This is a genomic window from Bacillus sp. FSL K6-0993 (assembly GCF_037977205.1).
In the GTDB taxonomy this organism is placed as follows: Bacteria; Bacillota; Bacilli; order Bacillales; family Bacillaceae; genus Bacillus; species Bacillus subtilis.
Map to the genome: position 1 here is coordinate 2,090,073 of NZ_CP150275.1, position 17,640 is coordinate 2,107,712.

General features: G+C 43.0%; 22 protein-coding genes and 1 pseudogene. 10 read left to right on the top strand and 13 right to left on the bottom strand.

The window, feature by feature from the left end; translation table 11 throughout:
- The first annotated feature begins 134 nt into the window (after positions 1-134).
- Together MHH79_RS10525 and rsbRC are read left to right on the top strand one after the other, a co-directional pair.
- Positions 135-1,493 carry an MATE family efflux transporter gene (locus tag MHH79_RS10525; protein ID WP_015714101.1) on the top strand — a complete coding sequence of 453 codons (1,359 nt, stop codon included), beginning with the start codon at positions 135-137 and terminating at the stop codon, positions 1,491-1,493.
- Between the two features lie 15 nt (positions 1,494-1,508).
- The gene (gene rsbRC, locus MHH79_RS10530; protein WP_014480032.1) at positions 1,509-2,357 is read left to right on the top strand and encodes an RsbT co-antagonist RsbRC; all 849 of its coding nucleotides are present in this window, start codon (positions 1,509-1,511) and stop codon (positions 2,355-2,357) included.
- A gap of 25 nt (positions 2,358-2,382) precedes the next feature.
- On the opposite strand, the gene bshB2 is transcribed toward rsbRC, so the two are convergent.
- The 4 genes from bshB2 to rarD all read right to left on the bottom strand — a co-directional run bounded on the left by bshB2 (position 2,383) and on the right by rarD (position 4,664).
- Positions 2,383-3,048, bottom strand: a complete 666-nt coding sequence (bshB2, locus tag MHH79_RS10535; protein WP_063335174.1) for a bacillithiol biosynthesis deacetylase BshB2 — start codon at positions 3,046-3,048, stop codon at positions 2,383-2,385.
- Positions 3,049-3,066: 18 nt separating this feature from the next.
- Entirely contained in the window at positions 3,067-3,417 is a 351-nt protein-coding gene (locus tag MHH79_RS10540; protein ID WP_003231213.1) for a YojF family protein, read from the bottom strand.
- The gene (locus MHH79_RS10545) at positions 3,414-3,692 is read right to left on the bottom strand and encodes a hypothetical protein (RefSeq protein ID WP_063335175.1); all 279 of its coding nucleotides are present in this window, start codon (positions 3,690-3,692) and stop codon (positions 3,414-3,416) included. The genes MHH79_RS10540 and MHH79_RS10545 overlap by 4 nt, the downstream gene beginning before the upstream one ends.
- A gap of 75 nt (positions 3,693-3,767) precedes the next feature.
- Entirely contained in the window at positions 3,768-4,664 is an 897-nt protein-coding gene (gene rarD, locus MHH79_RS10550) for an EamA family transporter RarD (protein WP_340034343.1), read from the bottom strand.
- Between the two features lie 98 nt (positions 4,665-4,762).
- Here rarD and gerT point away from each other — a divergent pair, with 98 nt between their 5' ends.
- Positions 4,763-5,236, top strand: a complete 474-nt coding sequence (gene gerT, locus MHH79_RS10555) for a spore germination protein GerT (protein ID WP_015383878.1) — start codon at positions 4,763-4,765, stop codon at positions 5,234-5,236.
- A 33-nt stretch (positions 5,237-5,269) separates the two neighbouring features.
- Here gerT and MHH79_RS10560 read toward each other — a convergent pair whose 3' ends face one another.
- Together MHH79_RS10560 and MHH79_RS10565 are read right to left on the bottom strand one after the other, a co-directional pair.
- The gene (locus MHH79_RS10560) at positions 5,270-5,506 is read right to left on the bottom strand and encodes a hypothetical protein (RefSeq protein WP_015483340.1); all 237 of its coding nucleotides are present in this window, start codon (positions 5,504-5,506) and stop codon (positions 5,270-5,272) included.
- Between the two features lie 84 nt (positions 5,507-5,590).
- Positions 5,591-6,924, bottom strand: a pseudogene (locus MHH79_RS10565) (gluconate:H+ symporter).
- Between the two features lie 365 nt (positions 6,925-7,289).
- On the opposite strand from MHH79_RS10565, the gene MHH79_RS10570 reads away from it, so the two are divergent.
- The gene (locus tag MHH79_RS10570) at positions 7,290-7,679 is read left to right on the top strand and encodes a tautomerase family protein (protein ID WP_063335178.1); all 390 of its coding nucleotides are present in this window, start codon (positions 7,290-7,292) and stop codon (positions 7,677-7,679) included.
- A 394-nt stretch (positions 7,680-8,073) separates the two neighbouring features.
- On the opposite strand, the gene yodB is transcribed toward MHH79_RS10570, so the two are convergent.
- Positions 8,074-8,412: a transcriptional regulator YodB gene (gene yodB, locus MHH79_RS10575; RefSeq protein ID WP_004399427.1), complete on the bottom strand. Its 339-nt coding sequence runs from the start codon at positions 8,410-8,412 to the stop codon at positions 8,074-8,076.
- 129 nt (positions 8,413-8,541) lie between these two features.
- Between yodB and MHH79_RS10580 the strand changes: the two genes are divergently transcribed.
- Positions 8,542-9,150 (top strand): nitroreductase family protein, encoded by a 609-nt coding sequence (locus tag MHH79_RS10580; protein WP_014477092.1) that lies wholly within the window; start codon positions 8,542-8,544, stop codon positions 9,148-9,150.
- Between the two features lie 42 nt (positions 9,151-9,192).
- Here the strand turns inward: MHH79_RS10580 and MHH79_RS10585 are convergent, their stop codons facing one another.
- Both MHH79_RS10585 and MHH79_RS10590 read right to left on the bottom strand, forming a co-directional pair.
- Positions 9,193-9,795, bottom strand: a complete 603-nt coding sequence (locus tag MHH79_RS10585; RefSeq protein ID WP_063335179.1) for an alpha/beta hydrolase — start codon at positions 9,793-9,795, stop codon at positions 9,193-9,195.
- A 15-nt stretch (positions 9,796-9,810) separates the two neighbouring features.
- On the bottom strand, positions 9,811-10,722 hold the full coding sequence (locus tag MHH79_RS10590; RefSeq protein ID WP_340034347.1) for a ring-cleaving dioxygenase: 912 nt from the start codon (positions 10,720-10,722) through the stop codon (positions 9,811-9,813).
- 183 nt (positions 10,723-10,905) lie between these two features.
- On the opposite strand from MHH79_RS10590, the gene MHH79_RS10595 reads away from it, so the two are divergent.
- Both MHH79_RS10595 and MHH79_RS10600 read left to right on the top strand, forming a co-directional pair.
- Positions 10,906-11,106, top strand: coding sequence for a DUF3311 domain-containing protein (locus MHH79_RS10595; protein ID WP_014477095.1), 201 nt, complete (start codon positions 10,906-10,908; stop codon positions 11,104-11,106).
- Positions 11,106-12,596, top strand: coding sequence for a sodium:solute symporter (locus tag MHH79_RS10600; RefSeq protein WP_063335181.1), 1,491 nt, complete (start codon positions 11,106-11,108; stop codon positions 12,594-12,596). The genes MHH79_RS10595 and MHH79_RS10600 overlap by 1 nt, the downstream gene beginning before the upstream one ends.
- A 33-nt stretch (positions 12,597-12,629) precedes the next feature.
- Here the strand turns inward: MHH79_RS10600 and ctpA are convergent, their stop codons facing one another.
- Positions 12,630-14,030, bottom strand: coding sequence for a carboxy-terminal processing protease CtpA (gene ctpA, locus MHH79_RS10605; RefSeq protein WP_063335182.1), 1,401 nt, complete (start codon positions 14,028-14,030; stop codon positions 12,630-12,632).
- A gap of 152 nt (positions 14,031-14,182) precedes the next feature.
- Between ctpA and MHH79_RS10610 the strand changes: the two genes are divergently transcribed.
- Positions 14,183-14,884, top strand: coding sequence for a class I SAM-dependent methyltransferase (locus MHH79_RS10610; RefSeq protein ID WP_015483344.1), 702 nt, complete (start codon positions 14,183-14,185; stop codon positions 14,882-14,884).
- A gap of 87 nt (positions 14,885-14,971) precedes the next feature.
- Positions 14,972-15,223 carry a hypothetical protein gene (locus MHH79_RS10615; protein ID WP_014477099.1) on the top strand — a complete coding sequence of 84 codons (252 nt, stop codon included), beginning with the start codon at positions 14,972-14,974 and terminating at the stop codon, positions 15,221-15,223.
- Positions 15,224-15,293: 70 nt separating this feature from the next.
- Here MHH79_RS10615 and ldcB read toward each other — a convergent pair whose 3' ends face one another.
- Complete coding sequence (ldcB, locus tag MHH79_RS10620) at positions 15,294-16,115, bottom strand: LD-carboxypeptidase LdcB (protein ID WP_100506373.1); 822 nt, start codon at positions 16,113-16,115, stop codon at positions 15,294-15,296.
- A gap of 82 nt (positions 16,116-16,197) precedes the next feature.
- The gene (deoD, locus tag MHH79_RS10625; RefSeq protein ID WP_003241589.1) at positions 16,198-16,899 is read right to left on the bottom strand and encodes a purine-nucleoside phosphorylase; all 702 of its coding nucleotides are present in this window, start codon (positions 16,897-16,899) and stop codon (positions 16,198-16,200) included.
- A 201-nt stretch (positions 16,900-17,100) separates the two neighbouring features.
- Here deoD and MHH79_RS10630 point away from each other — a divergent pair, with 201 nt between their 5' ends.
- Positions 17,101-17,226: a hypothetical protein gene (locus MHH79_RS10630; protein WP_003231174.1), complete on the top strand. Its 126-nt coding sequence runs from the start codon at positions 17,101-17,103 to the stop codon at positions 17,224-17,226.
- Between the two features lie 39 nt (positions 17,227-17,265).
- Here the strand turns inward: MHH79_RS10630 and yodL are convergent, their stop codons facing one another.
- Positions 17,266-17,580: a shape determination protein YodL gene (gene yodL / locus MHH79_RS10635; RefSeq protein WP_004399431.1), complete on the bottom strand. Its 315-nt coding sequence runs from the start codon at positions 17,578-17,580 to the stop codon at positions 17,266-17,268.
- Between the last annotated feature and the right edge of the window lie 60 nt (positions 17,581-17,640).

A 17,640-nucleotide genomic window follows, 5' to 3' on the forward strand; every position in this document is an offset into this window, starting at 1 on the left:
CGCTTTCTTTTATTTATGCCCAAATGTTTAGAAAAACGAAACCGACAAAAAAAGAATAGGCCCGGCGTTCATTGCTTTTTATACATAAAATGTTATAATTTCTCTCGTTATGAAAAAGAAACGGAGATCAATGTATGAAAGAAACTCAAAACGCCCGGGAAAAAATCAAACAGCTCTTGCACATTTTAATACCGATATTCATTACCCAAGCGGGGCTTTCTCTAATGACTTTTCTAGATACGGTGATGTCAGGGAAAGTCAGCCCCGCTGATTTAGCGGGTGTCGCGATTGGCTCAAGCCTTTGGACCCCTGTTTACACAGGACTGGCAGGTATATTAATGGCGGTCACCCCGATTGTCGCTCAGTTATTAGGCGCCGAGAAAAAACAGAAGATCCCCTTTACTGTTTTACAGGCTGTATACGTGGCCGCGCTACTTAGCATCGCCGTTTTAGTGATTGGATATGCTGCAGTTGACCTTATTCTTGGCCGATTGAACCTTGATATTCACGTGCATCAGATTGCTAAACACTTTTTAGGCTTTTTATCACTGGGAATTTTCCCTTTATTTGTTTACACCGTGTTGAGATCATTCATCGACTCATTAGGAAAAACGAGAGTCACCATGATGATTACACTCAGTTCTCTTCCGATCAATTTTGTATTGAATTATGTATTTATCTTCGGGAAGTTCGGAATGCCGGCACTTGGGGGTGTCGGCGCGGGGCTGGCATCCGCGTTAACTTATTGGTGTATCTGCATCATCAGTTTTTTCATTATTCATAAAAACGCACCGTTTTCTGAATACGGGATTTTCCTTACCATGTATAAGTTCTCTTGGAAAGCATGCAAAAATTTGCTCAAAATCGGGCTGCCTATTGGGTTCGCCGTGTTTTTTGAAACGAGCATCTTCGCAGCTGTCACGCTTCTCATGAGCCATTTTCATACAGTGACCATCGCGTCCCACCAGGCAGCCATGAATTTTGCGTCTCTTTTATATATGCTGCCGCTCAGCGTATCCATGGCTTTAACTATTGTTGTCGGGTTTGAAGCTGGTGCAGCCCGTTTTAAGGATGCACGCTCATATAGCTTAATCGGCATCATGATGGCGATCGGCTTTTCTTTGTTCACTGCCGCCTGTATCCTTTTATTCAGAGAGCAAATTGCGGGCATGTACACTTCTGACCCCGATGTGCTCCGGCTGACACAGCACTTTTTAATTTATGCGCTATTTTTTCAGCTTTCCGATGCTGTTGCCGCACCGATCCAGGGAGCACTCAGAGGGTACAAAGATGTGAACTATACGCTTGCGGCCGCTTTTGTCTCTTACTGGGTCATTGGCCTTCCGGTCGGTTATATGGTCGGTACGTTTACAAGCCTCGGTGCATTCGGCTATTGGATTGGATTAATAGCGGGACTCGCCGCCGGAGCAGTTGGGCTGTTTTTCAGGCTGGCAAAACTGCAAAAACGTTATTCGCAAAAACAACACATTTAAAAGAGGTGATCAATCATGGCAAAAAACAAAAAATTATTCGAGTATCTTTCCCAGCATGCGGAAACCATCAGTTCAACATGGTATGAAACAATCGAGGAGACTGATCCCAATTCCATTTATGCCTCAACAGACCCTGTTGTCATTCACAATTTAAAGAGCCAGAATCTTGCCTTTAACTATAAAATAAACCGTATTTTTATAGATGATGAGGACGTATACTTGCCTATACTGAAAGAATGGGCCTTTGAAGTCACACAGGATCAAGAGCATTTAAAAACTCCTATCCACTATATTATTCGGGAGTTTGTCAGAGTGAGAGATTTATATGTTTCCTATGTGAAAGAATTTGTCCATCTCAATCAGGATACTGTGAAAAGCGAAGAGGCCGAAGACCTGTATCACGCCCTTATAAAAGCGTTTGATCTTGTGATTCATATTTTTATAGAAGAAATGTACAAAAACACAAGCCTTCAGCTTCAGGCCCAAAAAGATATGATTACTGAATTGAGCGCTCCGGTCATCGTGCTGTTTCACAGCGTCGGACTGCTGCCTTTAATCGGAGATATTGATACAGTCCGCGCCAAGCTGATTATGGAAAACACACTGCATCAATGTGCGAAAAAAAAGGTGACACAACTGTATATTGATTTGTCAGGAGTAGCTGTGATTGATACGATGGTTGCCCATCAGCTGTTCAGTCTGATTGAGGCGCTTCGTTTAATCGGTGTTTCTTCAACTTTGTCTGGAATCCGTCCGGAAATCGCGCAAACAGCGGTTCAGCTAGGTTTGTCTTTCGAAGGTATTTCCTTGAGATCCACTCTCGCTTCAGCAATTGCATCGGACTTAAAATTAAAAAAGGTATAAGGCTTAAGGCCTTATACCTTTTTGATTAATCATTCCATTTATACGTCCAATATATTTCTTCTTCAAACCATGTTGCCATAACAGGTTCATTATTTTTCAATTTCTCTTCAAGCTCTCTGAGCATGCCTTCTGTTTGTGTGCGGTGAGCTCTTAACGCATTCATTTTAATATCAGCTACTTCTTTGATATCAAGTACGACATCAGCTTCGCCGAGAACCTCTTCTCTGTTGCGGGTAATGGCCATGCAGATTGTACGCGGACGGTCTTCTTTCTTTTTGCGATATAATGCACGGATAACCGCTTCCCCGCATGCATCATGGTCAGGGTGCACACCGTGTCCGGGATAAAATGTGACAATTAAACTTGGTTTTACATCATCTATGATCTCTTCCATGATATCAGCTAAATACTCATCATCTTCAAATTCGAGCGTTTTGTCACGGAGTCCAAGCATACGAAGGTCATTGATATCCATTTCTTTGCAAGCGTTGATGAGCTCTTGTTTTCTTAGCAGCGGCAACGTTTCACGATTCGCGAAAAATGGATCGCCCATATTTCTGCCCATTTCACCTAAAGTGGCGCAGGCATACGTAACGGGAATGTCTTTTTTTCTGTTTAAGGCAATTAGACCTGCCACTCCATATGATTCATCATCAGGGTGAGGCAGGATTACTAGTACATGTTCTTTCATTATTATTCACCCTTTTCTTTAAACTGTGAACGGTTTTTCGCTAATTTGCAGAGAAATAGCCAGTTTACCGCCCGGCAGGTGTCCCGCCATTAATAAACGGTTTTCTTCATCTACCGTGTATTCAGTCAAGCCTTCAGCATAAATCCAGCCTTCTTCTGTTTTCAAGCCAACGCGGTAAGGCCCGTTGCCTTTGATTTTTGCCTGATGATAAGTGACTTTTGCATTGCGGATATACGCAACAACCGTCATGTTCTTTTCATTTAAATGCGCTGAATAAGAACCTGTGGTGGTTTCTAAATGGATATATACAGGGCGGTCCGCATATCGTTCTAAAGATGCTTGCACATCTTCTTTTATGATCGCTTTCATGATTGCTCCCCTCTTTCTTCTTTTAAATACTTTGCACGTTCTGTATGTAATTTGACCAGCTGATATTTCACAGCCGGTTCGAGCTGTGAATTCACAATGCGCTGAATCGCGGCAAAATATTTTTCCAGCAGCGGTTTTCGGAGTCTTGGATGTGTTCGTCTATCCAAGAGCTCAAGATCAATCGCCTCTGCTACCGCTTCTGCGTCATCATGTGCGAGAGATCGGTTATTCCAAAGTGAAGCATAGGCTTTCACTATCTCTTTATCATTGTCCATCGTCTTGCTCCTTTATGTCTTACATACATGAAATGATTATACATAATATATGCATCAGCTGAAAAGCCAAAGGCCTCAATGGCTTTTTGACGCCCGTTTCCACTTCACTTGTGAAAACGTAAACAAGAGCAGCGCAGCCCATATACAGCTGAATGTAAAAGCCTTCGAGCTTGAAAATGGCTCATGGTAAACAAACAGCCCGATCAGAAGAGTAATGGTCGGCGCAATATATTGTAAGATACCGACTTGATACAGCGGCAGCCGTTTCGCTCCTTCCGCAAACAATAAGAGCGGCAAAGCCGTAAACACACCGGCTAAAAAGAGAAGCAGCCACGTCCCTCCGCTTTCTGCACCCGCTGGCTGAACATGTCCGCTGAACAGCAAATACCCCAATGCAATGGGCATAATCATGAATGTTTCCAGCGTTAAGCCGATGGCGCTCGGCAGGCTTGTTCTTTTTTTGCTTAACCCGTATAGCCCAAAACTGAATGCCAGCAGAAGCGCAACATAAGGAATGGAGCCGTATTGGAACGCCGAGATGATGACACCGGCTGCCGCAATCGAAACGGCCACTAATTGCAGGCGATTCAGTTTTTCCTTTAAAAATAAAATCCCAAGGAGCACTGATACAAGCGGATTAATGTAATAGCCAAGACTAGCCTCAAGCAAATAGCCATGGTTGACAGCCCATATGTATACAAACCAGTTGATCGAAATCAGGATAGAGGCAAGAAATAAAGAGAGGATCCCTCCGTTCTTTTTCAGAGAGCGCAGCTCCTGCCATCCTATTTTCCATTGCCGCAAGAAAAAAAGTACGATACACATAAAAACAAAAGACCATATAATACGATGAGCCAAAATATCAAGAGCCGGCAGCTGTTCGAGAAGCTTCCAATAGAGCGGAAACAGCCCCCACATGATAAAGGAAACGGCTGTGTAAATAACGCCTTTTTTTGTTTCTGAATATTGCATTTATATCCCTGCCTTTCTTTAGAGCATCTTATATTATATCACGTGAAAGATCTGGCGGGCATATACTATTTTGTCCGTGAAGAAAGGATGTGAAGACAATGTTTGAGTGGAACAAGTACTTTCCTTTCCACAATCAATTTTCTAAAGAGGCATTAAAAAAAGCTGATCCGAAAGAAGTTGAAACGTATGTCAATCGTGTGATGGAAAGTGTGTTCGGCAGTGATTATGCGGCTCAATTTCCTTTCCGCGATCCTCTCCCCCAAAAAGAACAGCCCGCCAAACCTGATGCAAAACCTGATGTCAAACCTGATATTGATATATTCGAAACTGCAGACCATGTGTTTGTAAAGGTGCCAATCAGCGAAGAATGGCTGGAACAAGTGAGAATCAAACACACATCTCACGAATTATGGTTGGAAAACTTCCCAAGAGCAGATCATCCGAAAAAAGTAAACCTTCCTTGTTTAGTCAAACGCAAAGGAACAAAAGCCGTCTATAAGGATGGCCTTCTGGAAGTCATGTTTCAAAAGCAGCAAGACTACAATATGTCCGAGGTAGAAATCATCCGATAAAAAACGGCCTGCAATCGATGCAGGCCGTTTTTATTAATAGAAGCCGGGATATCCCCCGTATGGCCCGCCGGCACCAAAACCGTACGGTCCGCCTCCGTATCCATAAGGGCCAGGAGGATAGGCATAGGGACGAGAATAGTTAAACAGCGCACTCCCGAGAAAACCGCCTAATAAACCGCCGACTAGAGGAGCGCCAAACAAAAAAGGACTACGCGCCGGATATCCGGCTGGACTTGGGATTCCGCGATAATACGAATGATGAGGGTACATGATTTTTTCCTCCTTTATGTCTGCCTATACGTAAAGTATTCAACAAGGAAGAAAAACGATTGGGCTACGGACTGTCTATGATTGTTACATCACAAGCCCTGCCAATAACACACAGCCTAGCCCTGTAACCGAAAGAACTGTTGTAAGCAGCGTCCAGGTTTGAAATGTTTCTTTCATGCTCAAGCCGAAAAATTCCTTTACCATCCAAAATCCTGCATCATTTACATGACACGCAATGACACTGCCGGCTCCTGTTGAAGCACCATTAACGCGGGGTTTACACTGCCAGCCTCCATAAGCGGAGCTGCCATTCCCGCGGTGGTAAGCGCAGCCACGGTAGCAGAGCCTAGACACAGACGCAGAACCGCGGCGATGGTCCATGCAACGAATAGCGGCGACATGTTTGTTTGACGGAAAAAATCAGCGACATAATCGCCGACCCCGCCGTCAATCAGCACCTGTTTAAACGCTCCTCCCCCTCCTATGATGAGCAGCATCATCGCAATTTTCGAAATTGATTCTGAAATAGATCTGCTGATTTCCTGCATAGATATTTTACGGGCATATCCCATCGTATAGAGTGCAAGCAACAGCGAAATGAGCATTGCCGTTCCCGGAGTGCCGATAAATTCTATAATGTCTTTTCCTTTTGAATGTTCATTCAATAATAAAGAAAAAACTGTTGCCATTGCCATAAAGATAACCGGGAATAAAGACGTGACAGCACTGATCGCAAAGCCCGGTGTTTCATCCAGCTGAAATTCTTTCCTCGGTCCTAACCCCGATAAGTTTCCATGCTTTTGATACGCACCAGGAAACCGTTTCATCGCAAATTTATTAAATAAAGGCCCGGCAATCACAGTTGTCGGAACAGCGATGATGATTCCAAAAAGCAGCACCTGGCCAATATGGGCACCGTATGCAACTGAGATAGCAGTTGGAGCAGGATGCGGGGGCAAAAATCCGTGAGTAACATTTAAGGCGGCGGCCATCGGGATTCCCAGATACAGAAAAGGCATTTTTAATTCTTTAGCAATCGCGTAAACAATCGGTATCAACAGAACAAGACCCACTTCAAAAAACAGCGCAATACCGATGATAAAAGAGGCAACCACAACCGCCGCCTGTATTCGTTCCTTCCCGAATTTATCAATCAGCGTAATGGCAATCCGGTAGCCGCCCCCAGCATCTGAGACAAGCCTCCCGAGCATCGCGCCAAGTCCAAACACTAAAGCTAAATGCCCCAGCTGCCCGCCAATTCCAGTCTCAATTGAAAGAACAATTTTATTGATATCCATTCCAAGTCCGATGGCTACTAAAAATGAAACGACAATCAGTGAGACAAAGGTATTTAATTTTACTTTAATAATGAGAAATAACAGAATCAGCACTCCGACAGCTACAATTAAAATCGGCATGGTACACCTCCAAAAGTGTTTTATATGATTCTCGCGACAATGTTTTGGCGCTTTTCATGCCTAGATGAACAGAAAACGCTTTCATTAATAACTAAAAAACGTCTTGGTTATATGATTGTTATCTTTTGATCAACTAATAAGTTCATACTAATCTCCTAATCAATGACTGTCAATCGTTTTTATGAGCTTGTCTCGATTATCTACCGCCTAACCCAATGATTCATTAGTTATATGTTGATTAACTTTTGGTTATATGTTATGTTTTTTAAAGTTGACTGCCAATCATTATATTTATCCATTGTCAGGAAGCAAATGAGACAATATGAGAACAGACGGATAACAACTTCACAAGAGGAGGAGTACACATGCCATTATTACGTTTTGATGTAATTGAGGGCCGTGATGAAAAATCGCTGCAATTGTTATTAGATACTGCTCACCAAACGATGGTTGAAGCGTTTGGTGTTCCGGAAAGAGACCGTTATCAAATTGTCCATCAGCATCCCGCAAACGAGCTTATAATCCAAGATACGGGATTAGGGTTTCAGAGAACCAAGGACCTGGTCATCATTAGCATGACAAGCAAAGCAAGAACCGAAAGCCAAAAGGAAAAATTGTATGCTCTGCTTGCTGAAAGGCTAGAAGAAAAATGCGGAATTTCCCCTGAAGACCTCATGGTATCTATTACTGAGAATGGTGACGCAGACTGGAGTTTCGGTCTCGGTGAGGCGCAATTTTTGAATGGAAAACTATAAGATTTCGTCTCCCCATAAAAAAGAAGAGAGAGCTCCAAAGAAGCTCTCTCTTCTTTTCATAAATGCGGAAGTCATCAGTATAGAAGCATCCAGCAATACGAAAAACCTGGATCTCCTTTTAGATCCGGTTTAAATGCCAATTGGAAGATGAATGGGTTTTGGCGTAAAATAAGATTTGCATAACAAGATAAATCATTATCCTCATTTACAACAGGCTGGATGCTATAACTTATTGATCATTTCCTATTTTATATATCCCCTTCATATGCACATGACACTTTTGCCAATCCGGAAATGTCAGTCTGTCAAATATAAAAAGTCATGTAAACGGGTGTGAACCGTACTTACATGACTCACCATGGAAACAAAGGCTCTTTTTCAGGTGCCGCTTTCCTTATTTCTCTTCTTCACACACTGTGTCACCAGGCTCGCAAAATTGATCGGCCCATGCCTGCATCTCTTGAAATACAGCTTGAAGCGCTGTTCCTTTTTCAGTTAGCGTGTAGATGACTTTGACCGGCGTTTCAGGGAGAACCTGCCGTTCGACAATCTCGTTTTGTTCAAGCTCCTTCAAGCGCTCTGCCAACATTTTTTGGCTGATCATCGGTATTGTTTCCGTTATCTCTTTAAACCGTTTCGGCCCATCCATTAGCACATGGATGATCAGACCGTTCCATCGCTTTCCCAGCAATGAAAATGCGGATTCCATTTTAGGGCACATCGTATTTCCCACAAGTCTTCATCCCTTCATCTATTGATTGACATGTATTCAATGATCCATTACAATAATCTTTCAAGTTACATTTAGTAAGCTTCTAACTTTTCTATTATCATACCACGTTTATCCGAAGGAGGAAACACTATGACGAATACTCTGGATGTTTTAAAAGCACGTGCATCTGTAAAGGAATATGATACAAATGCCCCGATCTCTAAGGAGGAGCTGACTGAGCTATTAGACCTTGCCGCTAAAGCGCCTTCCGCTTGGAACCTTCAGCATTGGCATTTTACAGTATTCCACAGCGATGAATCAAAGGCGGAGCTTCTTCCTGTAGCGTATAATCAAAAACAAATCGTTGAGTCTTCTGCTGTTGTTGCCATTTTAGGCGATTTAAAGGCAAATGAAAACGGTGAAGAAGTTTATGCTGAATTAGCAAGCCAAGGCTATATTACGGATGAAATCAAACAAACATTGCTCGGCCAAATCAACGGTGCTTACCAAAGCGAGCAATTCGCACGTGATTCCGCTTTCTTAAATGCTTCTTTAGCTGCTATGCAGCTTATGATTGCCGCAAAAGCAAAAGGTTATGACACTTGCGCAATCGGCGGATTTAACAAAGAGCAGTTCCAAAAGCAATTTGATATCAGTGAGCGCTATGTTCCGGTTATGCTAATTTCAATCGGCAAAGCAGTGAAGCCTGCGCATCAAAGCAACCGTCTGCCGCTTTCAAAAGTATCAACTTGGCTGTAAGAATATGAAAAACCTTAGTCCGAAATCCGGACTAAGGTTTTTTTATACAATCGCCTCTTTGTACCATTCACGAGCCTGTTCAGCTTCATGCTGAGTCAGCTGATGGCCCCCGTCCTGCCAGAAAACGGAGGCTGATGCCCCGCTGTCACGTAAATAGCGGTAAAGCTCTTCTGATTCTTCCTTCGTGCAAAGAGGATCGTATTTCCCGGCACCGATAAAAACAGGGAGCCCTGCCATATCAGGCAGCTCGATACCCCGAATCGGAACCATTGGATGATGCAGAATAGCCCCTTTTAACACATCTTTATAATGAAAAAGCAGGCTTGCCGCAATGTTTGCGCCGTTTGAATAACCGACTGCAATCACTCGGTCGCGATTAAACTGATGCGTTTCTGCAGCCTCGTCGATAAAATCTTTCAATTCTCTTGTCCGCACCACAAGATCCTTTTCATCAAAAACTCCTTCACTCAGACGTTTGAAAAATCGCGGCATTCCATTTTCAAGCACCGATCCTCTGACACCAAGCAAATGAGCATCAGGGTCTATAAACCGCCCCAATGAAAGCAGATCGTGTTCATTACCGCCCGTGCCATGCAACAGCAAAAGTACGTTGTCAGATGTTCCTTTTTCATAAATATGCTTCATTATAAATTCCCCCTTTTAAAGTTCAGGTAAAATGTCTGTAATTTGTTGTCTATGTTTCTCCAGCCATTCAGGCAGTTTTAAGGAAGTCCCTAGCTCAGCAAACGTTTCATCTGTCATAAAGCCCGGTTCATCTGTGGCAATTTCAAATAAGATACCGCCTTTCTCCCTGAAATAAACTGATGTAAAGTATTCCCTGTCGAGAATTTCTGACGAAGGCGGATGGTTTTCAGCAATAATCGGCAGCCATTTCGCCTGTTCCTTTTTCTTTGTCCGAAACGCTACATGGTGTACCGTACCATATCCTCCGACTCCTCTTTTTTCAGGGTGTAAATGGACATCAATGACACCGCCGACGGCCGCTGAGGTTGCCAGTCTGACAATCTGGTCTTCTTCGGCCACTTTGGTATATCCAAAGCTTTCCGTTAACAATTGTATGGTCGCCTGCGGGTCGTAGGAATATAGCAGCACACCTTTCATTCCCGTAATTGCTTCATTTGTTGTGATCCCGTCAGGCGTCCACTCGCTTTTGCCGCTTTTCGCATCCTCCATGATCGCCAGCGGAAGGTCTTCTGTATCATCAAAAATAAGACCTTTTTCACCAAACAACGTTTTTTCCTCTAGGCTCAGCCCGCTTTTCTCAAGACGCTCCTTCCAAAAAGACAGGGAGCCTGAGGGAACTGAAAAGTACACCCGGCCCGCTTGGCCTTTTCCTACCGTTCCCTGTCCGCTTCCTTGGAACGGAAAAAAGGTCATTATTGTACCGGGATCTCCGTTTTGATTCCCAAAGTAAAAATGATACGTTCCGGGATCATCAAAGTTTACTGTTTTTTTAACAAGCCTGAGTCCAAGCACTTCTGTATAAAATCGCAAGTTTTCTTGCGGATCTCTGGCGAATGCTGTGACATGGTGCAATCCTTCTGTTTTCATTTTCTCACTCCCATTTATCTCGATTTCAAGATATTTATTATTTTAAACCTTTATTCAAAAGGATGCAAACCATGTGTTTTGATTAAATAATTGAAAAAATCATTTTTTTCTAATAATTATCTTGTGATCTTTTCTTACAACTGCTATTATAGTGAGCATTATCATGTTTCAGGAGGAAAGTAAATGGTTAAAAAAGCACTTATTGTTATTCTCATTCTTTTGCCATTCGTTCAGCTTGCGCTTTTGCCGCTTGTGAATCGAATAGAACCGATTATGTTCGGCCTGCCGTTTTTCCACTTTTGGCTGCTGTTGTGGATTATTATTACGCCGTTATGCTCATTTGGCATTTATCAGATGCAAAAAAAAGATGGAGGACTTGAATAATGCAAGGGAATCTGACCGCACTTCTCATTACTGCTATTATTGTTTTAACCGTTGTCTGTATCGGCTTTCTCGCCGGAAGAGACAAATCCTCGCGCACTTCTGTGGAAGAATGGTCTGTCGGCGGCAGACGCTTCGGCGGTCTTCTCGTCTGGTTTTTAGTAGGCGCTGACCTTTATACGGCCTATACTTTCTTAGGGTTGACCAGTACTGCTTTTACAGGCGGAAGTGTTGCATTTTTCGCCATTCCTTATTCTGTGTTGGCCTACTTTATCGCCTACTTCTTCTTGCCAAAACTTTGGAAGGTTGCGAAAATTCATAAATTAACAACACTCGCGGATTATGCCCGGGAACGTTTTAACAGTAAGCTTTTGGCAAGCCTCGTTGCCATCGTCGGGGTACTCATGCTTATTCCGTACATATGCCTTCAGCTGAGCGGCATTCAAGACACGCTTCAGGTTGCCGGCACCGGATATATTAACGTAAAATTCGTTGTGATCATTTCATTTATTCTTGTTGCTCTTTACACATTCTTTAGCGGGATTAAAGGGCCCACATATACAGCCATCATTAAGGACATTTTAGTATGGGTCATTATGCTGTTTATGGTGGTGTCACTTCCTCTCATTCATTTTAACGGCTGGACGCCAATGATTGACACGTTAGTGAAGGAAGCGCCGCAAATGCTGACGATACCGGCAGAAGGACCAAAAGGCATTCCTTGGTTTATCACAGCATCTATTGTTTCCGCCCTGGCACTTTTTATGTGGGCACACGCCGCTACAGGAGTTTTTACAGCGAAAAGCGCCAATGCAGTAAGAAAAAACAGCATGTTTTTGCCGCTTTATAATATCGTGTTAATTTTGGTTATTTTTCTTGGCTTTATCGCCTTTCTTGTCCTGCCGGAAGATACAAATCCAAGGCTGGCGCTGCTGCATTTGATTCAAACATCTTACGGCGGCGTGGCACAAGGTTTTGCATATGCCACTATCGCTCTTGCTTCATTAATACCTTGTTCCATTATGGCAATCGGCGCATCGAATTTATTCGCCAACAACCTATACCGGGATTTGATTCATCCGAATGTGTCGCAAAGCAAGCTGACCCTCGTCACACGTTCAATGGTCTTTGTTGTCATCGGTCTTGCGCTGCTGTTTGGAATGCTGTTCCCGACTGCCTTAGTGACACTCCAGCTATTAGGTGTATCCGGTATGGTGCAAATCTTCCCGGCGATCGCTGTCAGCCTGTTCTGGAAAAACCAAACGAAAGAAGCGACAGTTATCGGATTATTAGTCGGCCTAGCGGTTACGTTTATTGTGTATACCACTCAATCCGCACATGGCATTTATGAAGGATTCTGGGGATTGGCCGCCAACATGATTGCTGTGGTGATCCTGAATCCGCTGTTCGTTAAAAACGCGGGATCCAATCCTGTCATTGAAGGTTTATTTGGCAAAAAACAAGACGCTAATCCAAATCAAAAGGGTGCATAAAAAAACCATACGCGGCAGCCGCGTATGGTTTTTTTACATTTCTTTTTTCAGTGTTTCAATTGCCTTTTCCATTTGCGTATCATTATCAGACAGCTTCTTTTGAAGTTCTATCATTAATCTCGTTGTTGTATCGCCAGTCAGTATGCCTGTTTCTTTCAGCTTCTCTTTTTTCTGGAACTGTTTGACGACAGATACAAAGTCCTGGTCATACGTACTGTTAATCTTTACCTTGTAACCAAGTGCTTTGAGCATTTTCTGAGCCACTTTGACGTTTGTGCCTGTATCACCTGATTTGTACGTTTTATCTGCGTCCAAATACGGCAGCTTCGCGTAATCAGGCAGCTCTGCTTTCACTTGAGGCTTGATGCCTTTTTTGTGAATCCATTCGCCGTCAGCAGTCAGCCATTTGGCAACTGTCAGTTTGACGGTAGAGCCATCATCATATTCTTTTGCCGTTTGTACTGTACCTTTGCCGAATGTCGTCTCGCCGATTAACGGTACGTTTGACGATTCATGAAGGGCAGCGGCCATAATTTCGGCTGCGCTTGCTGTACCGTCATTTACTAAAACGACGGTCGGCTTGGTCACTTTCCGTTCTTTTTCGGCCTTCATGACTTCTTTTGAACCGTTTTTGTATTCAACCTGCATGATGTTTTTCCCTTTATCAATGAACAGGTTGCTCATCGTAATCGCCTGTTCCATTAAGCCGCCCGGGTTGCCTCTCAAGTCTAAAATATAGCCTTTGGCGCCTTTTTTCTCTAAACTGTCAATCGCATCTGTCAGCTCTTTAGCTGTTGTTTCAGAGAAAGAAGTGATTTGAATTTCTCCGATGTTGTTGTCTTTCATCTCTGAATAGACAGTCTCTACAGGAATGGTATCGCGCTTAATGGAAAGATCGATATTCCCCACTCCCGCTCTGTTCAGTTCAAGCTTCACCTTTGTGCCCTTTTTGCCTCGGATTAAAGCGACGGCTTCATTTACATTCATGCCTTTTACGCTTTTTCCATTCACCTTAATGATTTGGTCCCTCGGTTTGATACCGGCTTTTTCAGCAGGTGAACCTTTAATTGGGGATACAATAAGGATTTCTCCGTCTTTCTCCTCTACTTGGGCTCCGATTCCTTCAAAAGATGCTGAAATCGTCTCGTCGAATGATTTCGCTTGCTCTTGATCCATATATGTAGAATACGGATCATCCAGTGATTGAATCATTCCTTTAATTGCTCCGTCTACTAATTTGTCATCATCTGTTTTTTGGTAATAATCACTTTTGATTTGCTCATACGCTTTATTTAATTTGTCGAACTTGCTGTCTCCTGTGCTTGCTGATTTTTGGCCCAGGATACTGGAATTGCCCGTAATAAATAAAGTAAGCGCCGAAGCGACAACTGCAGTGATCAGCACAATAAAAAACAGTTTTAATTGCCGTTTCAATTAAACACCACCTTTTTCTTCTTACATTATTATCATGGACGAATTCTTATTCGTCAACTCGGAGCAGAAATGAAAGAGAAACGCCCTTCTTTTGCTTTTCATAAACCTATGTCTTTATACGACATATGATAAGGAAAAAGGAGGATTCGATATTGAGCCGATATTTAGAAATGCTGTCCTTATTCGGTGTCGCAGGGGCGCACCCAGGCGGGCTGGCTTTTTCAAAAGCGGTCTTGCAAAAGGCTGCGCCCTCCCCGGATCAGCCGATTCTTGATGCCGGATGCGGAACAGGGCAAACGGCGGCTTATTTAGGACATTTGCTGTATCCTGTAACAGTCGTTGATAAAGATCCTATTATGCTTGAGAAAGCGAAAAAAAGATTTGCGAATGAAGGGCTTGCCATCCCTGCATATCAGGCGGAGCTGGAACATCTCCCGTTTTCTTCTGAGTCCTTTTCCTGCGTCCTGTCAGAATCGGTCCTCAGTTTTTCACGACTGACATCCTCTCTTCAAGAAATTTCAAGAGTTTTAAAACCCGTCGGGATGCTGATTGGTATCGAAGCTGCTTTAAAAAAACCGATGCCCCCTGCAGAAAAGAAGCAAATGATGGATTTTTACGGATTTACTTGCTTACATGAAGAAAGCGAATGGCATAAACTCCTAAGATCCTATGGCTTTCAAAAAACAGAAGCGATGACACTTCTTCCGGAAGACATGGAATTTGAACCAACCACAGAAATGGATTTATCGCAAACGATTGATCCCATCTATTACGATACGCTTCAAACACATTATCAGCTCATGCAGTTATATAGTGAGTACATGGGTCATTGTATTTTTATCGCGTACAAGTAAAACGGCGTATCGCCCCCTGTTTTCGTCCAACCTTTTTTTCCTATCTATCATATGCTGATAGAAAGTCAGGATAGGAGGGGAACAATATTGGAGAGATATTATCATCTTTGCAAAAACCATCAAGGTAAAGTCGTCAGAATTACAGAGAGAGGCGGGAGAGTTCACGTCGGCAGAATTACCCGTGTAACAAGAGACAGAGTTTTTATAGCTCCGACCGGCGGAGGGCCAAGAGGTTTCGGTTACGGATATTGGGGCGGTTATTGGGGATACGGAGCAGCTTACGGTATTTCCCTCGGTTTAATTACAGGGGTCGCTCTTGCTGGTTTATTCTTCTGGTAAGCATATAACAAATGCTAGATTCACCAGACACAATGAAGCCCGCTTATCTAGTATAAGCGGGCTTTTCATTTTAAATTTTCTTCACTTTTTCAAAGTACTCTTCAAGCGTTAAATCATTATCTTGGATGACCTTTGCGGCTTTTTTGCCTACATAGCGCAGATGCCATGGCTCATATTCATATTTCGTGATATCTTCTTTATTTTTCGGATAGCGAATGATAAAGCCATATTTATAAGCATTGTCCTGCACCCATTTCCCGTCTGCCGTGCTTCCGAACGCTTCATTTAGCTCAAAGCCATTGCTCCGGCTCGAAATGTCCATCGCAAGGCCTGTTTGGTGCTCGCTTTCACCCGGGTAAGCGACCGCTTCCTTTGCCTTCTTTTCCCCTTTTAGGCTTACTTCATTGTCAAAAATGACTTTCTGTCTGTCATACGAACGGTACCCTGAGACAGCTGCCAGTTCATAGCCTTCCTTTTTGGCAGCATTGAACATTGTTTTTAATGCGTCGGCCGCTTCTTTTCTGATGTAACGTTTTTGAATCTTTTCTTCAAAAGAAAACTCTACATCAGGTATGACAAGATCGCTAGGTTCATAGTTTCCGGGCAGTGCATATTGTTTATTGACAAGCGCGAGTACATTTTCTGGATTTTGAATGGTTTCCAGACCATCGACTTTTTTAATATCATTGAAATACTGGCTTTCCAATGAAAACTCACTGTTTTGAGTGTTTGATTTTTTGCTGTCAGCTGTTTTTTGTTCTGTTTGCTTTGTTTCTGCTGTGGTTTTCGTATCCTTTTGAGCATCTCCGTTCGACATGCTGCAGCCGGCTCCGACTATTGCCGTTACACTCAGAGCGGCAGCCAGTGAGAACCATTTACCGGACTTTTTCATATTACATTACCTTCCTTTTATCAATCGTTTCCGCATTCATAAAGAAGAGGCTGCCGGCACCCAGCACGCCTCTTGATATATTTTATTGTGATACGGAATGTAAAGCCACTTCTATCATATCATGAAATGTCGTTTGACGCTCTTCCGCTGTCGTTTCTTCTCCTGTTAATACGTGATCACTCACGGTGAGAATTGACAGGGCTTTTCTTCCGTGCTTCGCTGCTAATGTATACAATGCAGTTGTTTCCATTTCAACGCCAAGCACACCGTATTTTGCAAGTTTTTCAATTTGCGAATCGTCGTTGTAGAACTGGTCAGCTGTAAATACGCTTCCTACAGTCACCGGCACACCTTTATCCTTTGCGGCATCATAGGCATTTTTTAAAAGCTCGAAATCTGCGCAAGGCGCAAAATCAATGCTTCCAAAAGCGACTCTGTTCATTTGTGAATCAGTTGAGGAGGTCATCGCCAAAATGACGTCTCGCACTTTGACATCTTTTCGAATAGCGCCGCAAGAACCGACTCTTATTAGATTTTGCACATCGTAGCTTTGAATTAATTCATTCACATAAATTGAAATAGACGGAACGCCCATTCCCGTGCCTTGTACTGAGATTTTTTTACCTTTATATGTACCCGTAAATCCATACATGCCTCTGACTTCATTGTAGCATTCTACATTTTCAAGATACGTTTCTGCAATAAATTTTGCTCTGAGAGGATCTCCCGGCAAAAGCACTGTATCCGCAATTTGTCCTTTTTCAGCACCTATATGTACACTCATCTCATATCCTCCTGTAAATCTAAATTATCATCCAGCCCGTCCATTTTACAACGAATGTCATGATGAAACAAACTTCAGCATTGATTATAAAGGAATATGTCGAAAAAAGAAATGTTCGAGGATCTGTTAGGCACTTCCTCAGAAAAACGGATAATCGGGGTGTTAATTTGAAAACCTAACCGCAGGAAGGAGGGGTGGGACATGGGTAAAAAACATCGCAACCGGATCACCGGCCAAAAAAAGAACAATCATATACCTGAAAAAGATATCATTGCAGCTGAAGAAGCACACGGGAAAGAATATTCTGCTGCCAAACGCAAGCCTTAAAACTGCAGAAAACTGCGGGTTTCCGCAGTTTTCTTTTCATTATGTCGTTTGTACAATCAGACGATTGATTTTCCTCCAGCCGGCGGGAAGCAGTTGATAATATGTTTTCCCTTTTCTGCCTTCATCAATCAGGATCACGTCCCCTGTGGCCATGAATCTTGCATCATAATCACTCGGAACAGTGTCGAATACATTAAACAAAGAGAATGCTCTTTTCAGCACGTCTTGATGATCGCTCCCGTTCAGTTCAGTTCGATAGACGGCTCTGTAGCCCTTTTTTTCGCCAAACCGGGGTGTCTGAAATATTGTCACGTCATAGGAACAAGACTTCTTTTTAAACACGGATAACATCATCAAGATCCCCTCCCTTTTATTTCTTTAACATATTGGCGTTTTTGCTGTGTTTTCCTCTCT

What these genes read in the sequence shown, in the direction of transcription:
- MHH79_RS10540 (WP_003231213.1), bottom strand. Translation starts at nt 3,417, where the DNA reads ATGAAAGCGATCATAAAAGAAGATGTGCAAGCATCTTTAGAACGATAT.
- rsbRC (WP_014480032.1), top strand. Translation starts at nt 1,509, where the DNA reads ATGGCAAAAAACAAAAAATTATTCGAGTATCTTTCCCAGCATGCGGAA.
- gerT (WP_015383878.1), top strand. Translation starts at nt 4,763, where the DNA reads ATGTTTGAGTGGAACAAGTACTTTCCTTTCCACAATCAATTTTCTAAA.
- MHH79_RS10580 (WP_014477092.1), top strand. Translation starts at nt 8,542, where the DNA reads ATGACGAATACTCTGGATGTTTTAAAAGCACGTGCATCTGTAAAGGAA.
- rarD (WP_340034343.1), bottom strand. Translation starts at nt 4,664, where the DNA reads ATGCAATATTCAGAAACAAAAAAAGGCGTTATTTACACAGCCGTTTCC.
- MHH79_RS10545 (WP_063335175.1), bottom strand. Translation starts at nt 3,692, where the DNA reads ATGGACAATGATAAAGAGATAGTGAAAGCCTATGCTTCACTTTGGAAT.
- deoD (WP_003241589.1), bottom strand. Translation starts at nt 16,899, where the DNA reads ATGAGTGTACATATAGGTGCTGAAAAAGGACAAATTGCGGATACAGTG.
- MHH79_RS10600 (WP_063335181.1), top strand. Translation starts at nt 11,106, where the DNA reads ATGCAAGGGAATCTGACCGCACTTCTCATTACTGCTATTATTGTTTTA.
- MHH79_RS10585 (WP_063335179.1), bottom strand. Translation starts at nt 9,795, where the DNA reads ATGAAGCATATTTATGAAAAAGGAACATCTGACAACGTACTTTTGCTG.
- MHH79_RS10570 (WP_063335178.1), top strand. Translation starts at nt 7,290, where the DNA reads ATGCCATTATTACGTTTTGATGTAATTGAGGGCCGTGATGAAAAATCG.
- MHH79_RS10560 (WP_015483340.1), bottom strand. Translation starts at nt 5,506, where the DNA reads ATGTACCCTCATCATTCGTATTATCGCGGAATCCCAAGTCCAGCCGGA.
- bshB2 (WP_063335174.1), bottom strand. Translation starts at nt 3,048, where the DNA reads ATGAAAGAACATGTACTAGTAATCCTGCCTCACCCTGATGATGAATCA.
- MHH79_RS10630 (WP_003231174.1), top strand. Translation starts at nt 17,101, where the DNA reads ATGGGTAAAAAACATCGCAACCGGATCACCGGCCAAAAAAAGAACAAT.
- yodL (WP_004399431.1), bottom strand. Translation starts at nt 17,580, where the DNA reads ATGATGTTATCCGTGTTTAAAAAGAAGTCTTGTTCCTATGACGTGACA.
- MHH79_RS10590 (WP_340034347.1), bottom strand. Translation starts at nt 10,722, where the DNA reads ATGAAAACAGAAGGATTGCACCATGTCACAGCATTCGCCAGAGATCCG.
- MHH79_RS10595 (WP_014477095.1), top strand. Translation starts at nt 10,906, where the DNA reads ATGGTTAAAAAAGCACTTATTGTTATTCTCATTCTTTTGCCATTCGTT.
- MHH79_RS10525 (WP_015714101.1), top strand. Translation starts at nt 135, where the DNA reads ATGAAAGAAACTCAAAACGCCCGGGAAAAAATCAAACAGCTCTTGCAC.
- ldcB (WP_100506373.1), bottom strand. Translation starts at nt 16,115, where the DNA reads ATGAAAAAGTCCGGTAAATGGTTCTCACTGGCTGCCGCTCTGAGTGTA.